General features: G+C 61.4%; 9 protein-coding genes. 3 read left to right on the top strand and 6 right to left on the bottom strand.

Annotated features, from left to right (window positions below; genetic code table 11):
* The first annotated feature begins 31 nt into the window (after positions 1–31).
* Entirely contained in the window at positions 32–778 is a 747-nt protein-coding gene (gene larB / locus EOL86_00725; protein ID NCD24103.1) for a nickel pincer cofactor biosynthesis protein LarB, read from the top strand.
* A gap of 70 nt (positions 779–848) precedes the next feature.
* On the opposite strand, the gene EOL86_00720 is transcribed toward larB, so the two are convergent.
* The 5 genes from EOL86_00720 to EOL86_00700 form a co-directional block, all read right to left on the bottom strand.
* On the bottom strand, positions 849–1,595 hold the full coding sequence (locus EOL86_00720; GenBank protein NCD24102.1) for an N-acyl homoserine lactonase family protein: 747 nt from the start codon (positions 1,593–1,595) through the stop codon (positions 849–851).
* A gap of 54 nt (positions 1,596–1,649) precedes the next feature.
* Complete coding sequence (locus EOL86_00715) at positions 1,650–2,495, bottom strand: MBL fold metallo-hydrolase (GenBank protein ID NCD24101.1); 846 nt, start codon at positions 2,493–2,495, stop codon at positions 1,650–1,652.
* Between the two features lie 12 nt (positions 2,496–2,507).
* The gene (locus EOL86_00710; GenBank protein NCD24100.1) at positions 2,508–3,419 is read right to left on the bottom strand and encodes an ATP-binding protein; all 912 of its coding nucleotides are present in this window, start codon (positions 3,417–3,419) and stop codon (positions 2,508–2,510) included.
* 165 nt (positions 3,420–3,584) lie between these two features.
* Entirely contained in the window at positions 3,585–4,130 is a 546-nt protein-coding gene (locus tag EOL86_00705) for a hypothetical protein (protein NCD24099.1), read from the bottom strand.
* Between the two features lie 165 nt (positions 4,131–4,295).
* Entirely contained in the window at positions 4,296–5,666 is a 1,371-nt protein-coding gene (locus EOL86_00700) for a PAS domain-containing protein (GenBank protein NCD24098.1), read from the bottom strand.
* Between the two features lie 217 nt (positions 5,667–5,883).
* Here EOL86_00700 and EOL86_00695 point away from each other — a divergent pair, with 217 nt between their 5' ends.
* Positions 5,884–6,309 carry a response regulator gene (locus tag EOL86_00695; protein ID NCD24097.1) on the top strand — a complete coding sequence of 142 codons (426 nt, stop codon included), beginning with the start codon at positions 5,884–5,886 and terminating at the stop codon, positions 6,307–6,309.
* A gap of 1 nt (position 6,310) precedes the next feature.
* On the top strand, positions 6,311–9,481 hold the full coding sequence (locus EOL86_00690; GenBank protein NCD24096.1) for a hypothetical protein: 3,171 nt from the start codon (positions 6,311–6,313) through the stop codon (positions 9,479–9,481).
* A gap of 5 nt (positions 9,482–9,486) precedes the next feature.
* Here the strand turns inward: EOL86_00690 and EOL86_00685 are convergent, their stop codons facing one another.
* Positions 9,487–9,936 carry a hypothetical protein gene (locus EOL86_00685; GenBank protein ID NCD24095.1) on the bottom strand — a complete coding sequence of 150 codons (450 nt, stop codon included), beginning with the start codon at positions 9,934–9,936 and terminating at the stop codon, positions 9,487–9,489.
* Positions 9,937–9,997 lie beyond the last annotated feature (61 nt).

The following is a 9,997-nucleotide window of genomic DNA, read 5'->3' as shown; positions in this document are numbered from 1 at the left end:
CCGGCTTCGAGACCGAAACGGAGGGACGGGCATGAATGACGCACTGATGCGGGAGATTCTGGCCGCCGTCCGGCGCGGCGAGCTGGATGTGGAGGGCGCGGCGGACCGCCTTAGGGACAAGGGTTATCTGGATCTGGATCACACCAAGTTCGATACTGTCCGCACCGGGCGCAACGGCTTTCCCGAAGTGGTTTACGCCGAGGGCAAGACGCCCGGACAGGTCGGCGATATTTTCGAGCGCCTGCATGGGCAGGCCAATGTCCTGGCCACGCGCGTGCCCCCGGACACGGCCGCCCACGTGCTCGCGCGCTGTCCGCATGCGCGCCACAACGCCCTGGGCCGGACGTTGACGGGCATTTGCCGGGACATCACCCCCAAGCCGGGCGAGGTGGCCATTGTCACGGCCGGCACCTCGGATCTGCCCGTGGCCGAGGAGGCCAGGGAAACCTGCGTCATGCTCGGCGCGCGGGCGGTCGTCTATCCCGACGTGGGCGTGGCCGGCATTCATCGTTTGTTCGACAAGCTGGATGATATCCGGCGGGCCAGCGTGGTCATTGTCGTGGCCGGCATGGAAGGAGCCCTGGCCAGCGTGGTCGGGGGGCTGGTGCCCCAGCCCGTCATCGCCGTGCCGACGTCGGTCGGCTACGGCGCGGCCCTGTCCGGGTTTTCGGCCCTTTTGAGCATGCTCAATTCCTGCGCCAGTGGCGTGACCGTGGTCAATATCGACAACGGCTTCGGCGCGGCCTGCGCGGCTTGCCGAATCCTCGGGCAGGCCTGAAGCATGGTCGATCCCGGCTTGGCCGGCTCCACGGAATCCGTGACCCGGTGGCAAGCGCCATGGATTTCGACTATTCCGGCACCCGCTCCATACCGGCCCATTTGGGTTCGTGTAGCGGCAGGATATGTTCGGCCAGGGTCTTTGCCCGGACCAGGGTGGCGTAGGCTTCGTACGTGTCGACATGGGTACCCGGCGGGATGACCTCCATGTCCATGGCCCGAATCGCCTTGGGGGGGTACAGATTTTCCAGAATAGTGCAAAACCCGCAGATCAGGGCGCTGCCGCGCGGTGTCTCCACCCGCACCGACATACCGCCTTCGGTGTGGGCGGGTGTGTGGATCATGGTAATGCCGGGCACGATCTCCGTGTCCTGGGTCAAGGCCACGATCTGGCCGTTTTCCTCGACGTCCTCGATGTAATCTTCCAAGTATCGGAAATCGAGCGGATGCGGATCATGAACCCGGGTCAGCTCTTTTTCGTGGACATAAAACCGGGCGTTGACGCATTTGTAATCATTTTCGCAGTGATCATTGTGCAGATGCGTGTGCAGGACAATGTCGATGTCCTCAGGTTTCAAGCCATACCGGGCCAAACCGCTTTCAAAGGTGTGGATCGTGCCCCCGATGGCCCGCTCCCGCTCCTCCGAGACAACCGGGTTCATCTCCCCGGTATCGACCAAGATCGTGATGTCCCCGCCTTCCAGATACCAACAATAGATGGGAATGGTGTAGGAGGTGCCATAATCGTACTGATAGGTCATCATGCCCTTGTCGAAAACCTTGGTCCCCATGACGATGGGGTGGATGATGTAGGTCATGCCCTGCTCCGTGTATCAAGAGTGCCGATCAACGCATCCAGCCCCACAAACGGTTCACGAGGCCGAAGGGATCTCCATCCGGAATCCAGAATACCCGGTCTGCACGGGACAATCCAGATTTTCACGGAGATAGGTCGCGGCCGCCTCCCCCGTGCAATGACACGGCACGAGCATGTCGGGCCGCGACTCGCGCAAGGCGTTCACCGTTTTTTCCAGCCGTTCCGGGCTGGCCGCGTTCAAATGCAAGCCACCGATAACGGCGTGAATACGATTCTCGCCAGTGATTTCGCGCACATAGGTCAATGTATTGATGAGCCCGGAATGGCAACAGCCCAGGCAAACCACCAACCCCGCTTCGGTGGCGATCCATAGCGCCTGGTCGTCCTCGAGCAAATCCGGGCGCTGCCCCTCGGGATCGAGAAAAAACGGTCCGCCCGTGTCCTCGAAATCCGTGCGCCGGGAAATGGCCCCGGTCAGCCCCAGACCTTCACCCAGGGACACCGGCCCACTGGCCCAATGCATCCGGAACAAGGGCAGTCGGTACAGGGCGCGAACCGAGGCCGCCGGCATGCGGATATCCCGGGCCTCGCCCGCGCGGACACTGTACCGGGGCTCGGTCACGCCGGCATGGGCGTGGACATTGACCTCCAACGCGGTCGCCAGAACAAGCGGCACCGCGCCGGTATGGTCATAATGTCCATGACTCAGAACCAATGTGTTGAGCCGCCCCAAATCCATGCCCAGGGCCAGGGCGTTTCCGGCCAGGGCCTCGCCCTGGCCGGTGTCCAGCAAAATACGCCGGTCCTTGGTCTCGATCCACAAGGCAAAGCCATGCTCCGGCATGCACCCAGGACCAGCCTGATTATCCACCAACACCGTCAATTCAGCCCGTTGCGTCATAGCCACTCCCGCCTAAACAGCCTTGGGATCGGGAAGATGCAGCAAGGGCTCGACCACCGCCCGCATCAATTCCGCGGAAGGACTCGACGCATAGTGCATGACAAAAGCCTGTCCTTCGTCTCCGGCCACGGCGATTTGGGGATCAATGGGGATGGAGCCCATGAAGGGCACGCCCATGTCCTCGGCCATGGCCTTGCCGCCGCCGGAACGCAAAATCTGGGTCACTTCGCCGCACTTCGGACAGACAAACCCACTCATGTTCTCGACGACACCCAACACCTTCATCCCCACCTGGGCGCAAAACGTGATGGACTTGCGGACATCCATGGCCGCCACGCGCTGCGGCGTGGTCACGACCACTGCTCCATCGATGGGCTTGATGAGCTGGCACACGGACAAGGGCTCGTCACCCGTTCCTGGAGGCGCGTCGATGATCAGGTAATCCAGCTCCCCCCAGGCCACGTCGGACAAGAACTGCCGGATGACCTGACCCTTCATTGGTCCACGCCAGATCACCGCGTCATCGGGATTGCGCAGCAAAAAGCCCATGGACATGACCTTCAAATTGCCCAGCTCCACCGGCAGCAGACCGTCCGGGCCGTTCTCGATGGTGGCTCCTTCCAGGCCAAGCATGGTCGGCACGCTGGGTCCGTGAATGTCCACGTCCAACAGGCCGACTTTCTTGCCAGCCAGCATGAGTCCCATGGCCAGATTCACGGCCACCGTGCTCTTGCCGACTCCGCCCTTGCCGGACATGACCATGATTTTATGCTTGATATGACACAATCTCGATTGCAGGGCCCGACGTTCCTCGAAGTCCCTGTCGTTCTCTCCGGTCTGGCGTTTGGAAGCCGAGCACGAACCATCCTTGCACGAATCGCACGCACTGGCCTTGGGCGCCCCACTGTGTTCCATGTTCTCCATTCGATTCCTCGATGCCTGTTACCTGTTATTTGTTATCGATTTCTCGCAACCGAGTCGCCACGGTCGCAAGTTCCTGCTCCAGCTGGCGCACCCTGGCTTGCAGTGCCTCGGCCTCGACGGTCGGGGCCGAGGGCGGCGTCGGTTCGGCCCAGCCCGCCCCAGGAGTCATCCGTCGACAGAATCCCCGTTTCCGTCCAAGTCCGAAGCCCGCGCCGACGCCAAGTCCCTGGCTCGTCGTCCCCTGATCCGGGTCCGTGCATAGCCAGGCGCCGCGTCCGGTTTGAGGCCCGAGTCCCCGTGGTCCTGTTCCATCTCCTCGTGGCATGACATCCTCCGTGATTCGCGGTTTATTCGGGAATCAACCCCGCGCCGGCGGCCACGCCCAAACCCCATGCCCCGACAGCCGGGCATGGCAAAACGTTCGTCCAAGCCGCCGCTCTTCCACGCCGCGACCACCATCTCCACGTCTCCGGCCACGAAACCGACAACACGGATGCCCCGCGCCATGAGCGCCTCGTGCATGGGCCGGGAAATGGCCCCGCAGATCAGGGTATCGACCCCCAATCCGACCATTTCCTCGGCGCGCAACGCGGGCTGTGGACAGTTCAGGGTGCCGTCTTCCGGCTGATCGGCCAAAATCAGAATCCGCCCGCCCGTGTCAAAGACAGGGGCGACCCGGTTCCGCCAGACATGAATGGCTATACGCGGCATGAAAACTCCTCATGGTCACACCAAAAAGCATGGACCGTGCCGCTGAAATCCCAAAAAACCACAAACAAGACCCCGGGCCGTTTTTTTCAAAAATCCGACCCCGCCAGAGGCGGGAAGCGTTGCATCCCCGCACCCTCGATCTCCTTCGCGAGAGCGCCACGGCTACTATTCCCGATGACTCCGGCCATCCCGAGCCGGGGCGGTCATACCCAGACGCTTCATGCGCCGAAACAACGTGGTCTTGTGAATGCCAAGCTCGCGCGCCGCGGCCAGTCGATTGAAACCGTTCCGCTCCAGGGCTTCCTGAATCGCCTGGATATCGAGCAAGTCGTGGGCCGTGTCCAATTGATCGGCATGCTCGTGGCGCGCGGCGGGAGCCAGTTCCTCGGGCAAATGGGCGATACCGATCCGGTCCCGGCCGCAAAGAATAAACGCCCTTTCGACAGCGTTCTCCAGCTCGCGGATATTGCCCGGCCAATGGTGCGCCATGAACAGGGACAAGGCCTCGGAATCAATGCCGGGCACGGCGCGGTTCTGGATCTGGTTGAAATGCCGGATAAACTGATCGACCAGCAGGGCGATATCCTCCTTGCGTTCACGCAGGGGAGGCAGCTCCAAGCGGACGACGTTGATCCGGTAATACAGATCCTCCCGAAATTCTCCCGAACGGATCAGATCCGGCAAGTTGCGGTTGGTGGCCGCGATGATCCGGGCATCCGTGGTTTCGGTCCTGGACGCCCCAAGAGGTTCGAAGGTGCGCTCCTGCACCACGCGCAGCAGGCGGACCTGCAAGGCCGGGCTGATTTCCCCGATTTCATCCAGAAAGATGGTCCCTCCCCGGGCCTGGGCAAAGCGTCCCAGACGATCCCGAATCGCCCCGGTGAAGGCTCCGGCCTTGTGCCCGAACAATTCGGACTCCAACAGGGTGTCGGGCAGGGCCGCGCAATTCACGGCAATGAAGGGGCCGCCGGCCTGGGGGCTCAGGGAATGGATCGTCCTCGCGAAAAGCTCCTTGCCCGTGCCCGTCTCCCCGGTGATCAGCACAGTGCTCGGACTGGCCGCGATGGCCGGCAAAACCCCGAACAGCCGATGCATGCGCGGACTGCGGCTGGTCAGCTCGCCGACATGATAGCGCCCTTCGAGCTCCCGCTTCAGGGCGTCGATTTCGGACAGGTCGCGAAAGGTTTCGGCGCCGCCGATGACACGGCCGGTCTCGTCGCGGAGCACGGCGGTGGACACGCTGATGGGCAGCCGTTCGCCCTGGGCGGTGACGATATACCCACACGAGCCGATAATCGGCCGCCCGCTGGCCAGGGTGCGTTGCAACGGGCAGTCGTCGCCGCACAGACTGGACCGAAAAACTTCCGAGCACAGCCGGCCCAGAGCCTCGGATTTGGGCACGCCGGTGATTTCCTCGGCCGCCCGATTGAAAAACGTGATGCGCCAGCTCGAATCCACGGTGAACACGCCATCGGAAATGCTTTCCAGGATGGCTTCGGTGGATGCCGGGGCCAGGGTGGTTCCATTTTTCGCCATGCCCTTCCTTGATCCCTGGAAGGCGGCTGGTCAAGGCCGGGGGTGGACGGGTTGGTGCATTCAAGGTTATTTTCCCTGGCCGAAGGGATTGAAGTCAAAGCCAATGTATGCTTCGCTCCCCGTGATCCCGGCGAATCCGGGCCACGTCCACGAGGGCCCGTTCCAGACACCCCGTCACGGCGTCATGTCCACGAAACCTTTCTTTTCCGGAGTACGCATGGAAACATTTTCTGTCTTGCTGGTCGATGACGAGGAAGAATTCCTACGCACCATCATCAAGCGCCTGACCAAGCGCGGCATCGAGGCCGTCGGCGCCACCCGTGGCGAGCAGGCCCTGGAACTCATGGCCGAATTCCCTCGTGACGTGGTCGTTCTGGATGTCAAAATGCCGGGCATGGATGGCCTGGAGGTTCTCAAGCGCATCAAGGACCAATGGCCCAACACCGAGGTCATCATGCTAACCGGGCATGCCAGCGTCGAGGCCGCCGTGGAAGGCATGGACGGCGGGGCCTTCGACTACCTGATGAAGCCAGCGGATTTCGAGGATCTGCTCTACAAACTGGAGGACGCCTTCCGCAAAAAAACCCTGCGCGACCGGGGCGACAGGAAACAGAACGAAAACGGGACCGTCGGCGAGAACTGACTTGAAACACGTCCATTCCCGCCTCTTCTTCGACAACAACGATCACCAGCTTTTGCGCATCGTCAACGACGTCCTGACCCGGAGCACGCGTCCCCAGACCATGAGCTCCCTGCTGGCGCCCTACATGCACCCGCATGGAATCAAGGAAATGGCCGCGCCCAAGGGATTGCGGATCGCCTACGCCATCGTCGGCCTGTTGGGATCGCTCGAGGCCGGCAAGGCTTCGGACCGACTCGGCGCCCTGCGCAGCCTCATGGATGAAGTCCTGCATTCGGCCACGACCTATCTGCGTAAAAACACGGCCCGGGTCCTGATCCAGATCATGAAGGAATTGATCCGCCATCCGGACGACGAACTCAAGCAGCTCCAGCTGGCCCACGACTTCCGCATGGCCGCGGCGGGAAAGCCCCGCGTGGTGCGGGCCGAACTGGACAAATACCATTTGCTCGAAATGCCCGAGGAATGGAACCAGCTGGCCTTTGACGACCATGTCCACGACGCCAACACCAAGGGCCGCAAATCCCCCACCCACCTGGTCATGGACGCCTGGGTCAAGGGTATCCGCTATTTGACCGTGGTGTATTACAACTATGTCGAACCGGCCGTGGTCGAGGAATTGCTTGAGGCGGCGGCCATCCTGGACATGCATATCCGCATCGGCATCGAAGTCTCGGCGCGTTTCCGGGGAAAATATGTGCGCATCACCTGGGAACCGCATGGATTCACGGACAGCCAATCCTTTCTGGAGTTTCTGCAAGAACAGCCGGTCATGGACTTCATGAAGGACGGCAGACAGGTCTCGGCCTATCAGCAACGGTACGTGTTCCAGGCCCTGGCCGCCTTCAACCAGCGCCACCGCCAGACACTCAACGACGAATACGGCATGAACCTGCCCGAATTGGACGAAGCCGGATTCACCCGGTTTGTCGGCACCGGCCAGCCCTCCTTGCTGCACCTGGCCAAGTACATCCAAAGTCTCATGCTCCCGGAATTGAAGCAGGCCGTGGAGCGAATGCGCCAGGAGTATCCCCGGGCCAGGCCGGAAAGACGCCAGGAGTTGACGCAGCTGGTCGACGGCCTGAACGCCATCGATTCCGAAATGCTGATCTCGGCCTATCTGCAGCCCTGCCGCAATCCGGACCTGCACGATCCGACCACGCCACAAAACGGGCCGGACGTGCCCGCCATCCTGCATCTGGAACCCGGCCAGCTTCTGCCGCGACTGGCCCGATTCCATTCCGGCTCGCGTTTCACCCTCAACCTGAGCAATCTGAGCATCCCCGATACCCTGGAGATTCTGTACGATTGCCGGGGGCATGTCAGCCACCTGGAAGTCTACAATCTCAAGGACGCCTCGCGGGGCAAATGGTCCTTCCCCGTCAACGCGCCACGCGTCTGCCCCGGGGACGCCGTGGAACTCATCAGCCCAGAGCGGACTTTTGCCCAGGTCTCGGCCCTGCAAAAAGCGCTGAACGAAGAAAACGTCATCGCCTTGAAGCGGGCCATCCGGACCGTGGTCTGGGCCCACGAGGAAGACCGCCTGACCTTGGAGAAAAACCTGGCGGTGGCCAGGGCCGGGGAGGACGCCAACCTCGTGCCGCAACTCGAACACGCCCTGGCGGTCATGAATGAACGCAAGGCCAAGCTGCTCGATATTCTGTTCGACATCGAGTCCTTCCACAAATTTTACAAAAAACGCCCCCTGGAATCACGCATCGGCAGCGGCTCCACCGGCCAGTCCCGCCACCAGCACGGCATGGGATTGGTCGTGATCGACACCCTGCCCGCCCGGGCACGGGAAAAAGCCCGGCAGCAGCCCGGCCAACGCCGGCTCATACCCGTCACGGCCCGCATGACGGCCCGCTCCTCGACGCGGCTTGGCGCCAGCGCGGATCGGTCATGTTTCGCCAGTCTGCTGGCACGCTGTCCCGGCCTCGACATGAATGGCCAGGATTCGCGCGTCGATTGGAGCCTGGACCGGATCGAAATCCATCCGGGACATCCAGGCAACATCCTTACCCTGGGCGGGGTCCAGACCTGCCACGACAACGGACTGCGCATCGAGGCTTCGGACACCCCCAGAATCAAAAGTCGCCTGGGCTGCAGATATCTGAACACGGCGTTCAAGAATTGTCTCAAAATTTTGGTCGGGTTCGTGCCGGCTTTTTTGACCTTTGCCCTGACCAAGGATTGGTGGGTGCTGGCCTACCTGGGCGGCTTCATCTGGTTCGGCATCACGGGCGTGCGCAACATCATCCAGGCGGTGCTGGGAGGTGGCGGATTACGGCGCTCTCCACTGCTGCAATGGAACTCCCTGGTCAGCTGGAGCCGTATCTCGGAATCATTGCTGTACACGGGCTTTTCCGTTCCCCTGCTCGACTTTTTGGTCAAAAGCCTGTTGATGGAAAAAGGCCTGGGCATAACCACCGCGACCGATCCCATAACCCTCTATGCGGTCATGGCCCTGGCCAATGGCATCTACATCTCAAGCCACAATATCGTGCGCGGGCTGCCTCGGAGCGCGGCCGTGGGCAATTTCTTCCGGAGCATTCTGTCCATTCCCCTGGCGGTCCTTTTCAACGCCGGCCTGGCCGGCGCCATGCACATGGCCGCCATTCCCGGAGTCGAACAGGCTCTGCAAAAATGGGCGGCCGTGATTTCCAAGCTGGCCTCGGACTGCGTGGCCGCGGTCATCGAAGGCCTGGCCGATCGCCAAAACAACGTGCGCATGCGCCTGACCGACTACCACGCCAAACTCATCCTCATGTTCGACGCCTTTGCCCGACTGGACGTTCTTTTTCCGGAAGAGGACGTGCTGGACATGCTGCGGTCGCCCAAAATGTTCATCGAAACCATCAACTATGAAACCCGGGATCTCGAACAGGTCTTTATCGTCAATGGGTTGGATCTGATGTATTTTTGGATGTACCAACCACGGGCCAGAAAAGCCCTGTCCATACTGCTTGGCAGCATGACCCAGGAGGAATGGCTGATTTTCTACCGATCACAATTCGTGCTCAAACGCTACCGTGAGATCAGCCAACTGTTCGTGGATGGATTGGTCGGAAAGAATTTTTCCAAGGCCCTGGCTTTCTACCTGGACCATTCGGACGAGTATCTTCAAGGATTGGAGCAGTTGGGCGCCGCGCATCCGCCACGTCAACGCGGCTAAAAAACTCAAAATTTCCGATCCAGCAACAGATGGGAAGCGTACCCCAGCACGGCCGCGGCGTAATACGGGGCCATGTCCTGGGGCGAGGAGCCGTACAGCCAGACCGGCAACAGCACCAGGGGCAGCGGCACCAAAAGCATGGCCCACCAGGTGTGCGTCCAGCCCCTGTGGGACCCGATGGCGGGAAGCATGGCCACGAACCCGATGATGGCCGCCCACCTGTATAACCCCTTGATGATGAGGGCAAAATCAAGCACGCCCAGGATCGTGTAAAACACATGCTGACCCTTGGAGTCCGTGTCCACGTCCGGAAAAAGCGCACCAAGCAGCACCAACCCGCCCAAAACAGCCACGACCGGCGGCTCTGGCTGATATTGCCCAAACCAATACACACCGCCGCCAACAGCGCCGGCGGCGAGCGCCCCGCCAATCAAATGCCCTTTGTATCCCGGCATGGTTCCTCCTGCATTGAAATATCATGAATGCGCCCAGCTCCCTTGCAAATCGAGCACATAA

Source organism: Deltaproteobacteria bacterium (assembly GCA_009930495.1).
Lineage (GTDB): Bacteria > Desulfobacterota > Desulfovibrionia > Desulfovibrionales > Desulfomicrobiaceae > Desulfomicrobium.
The sequence above is the reverse complement of the archived record's forward strand: the minus strand, read 5'-3'. Positions and strand labels throughout refer to the sequence as shown.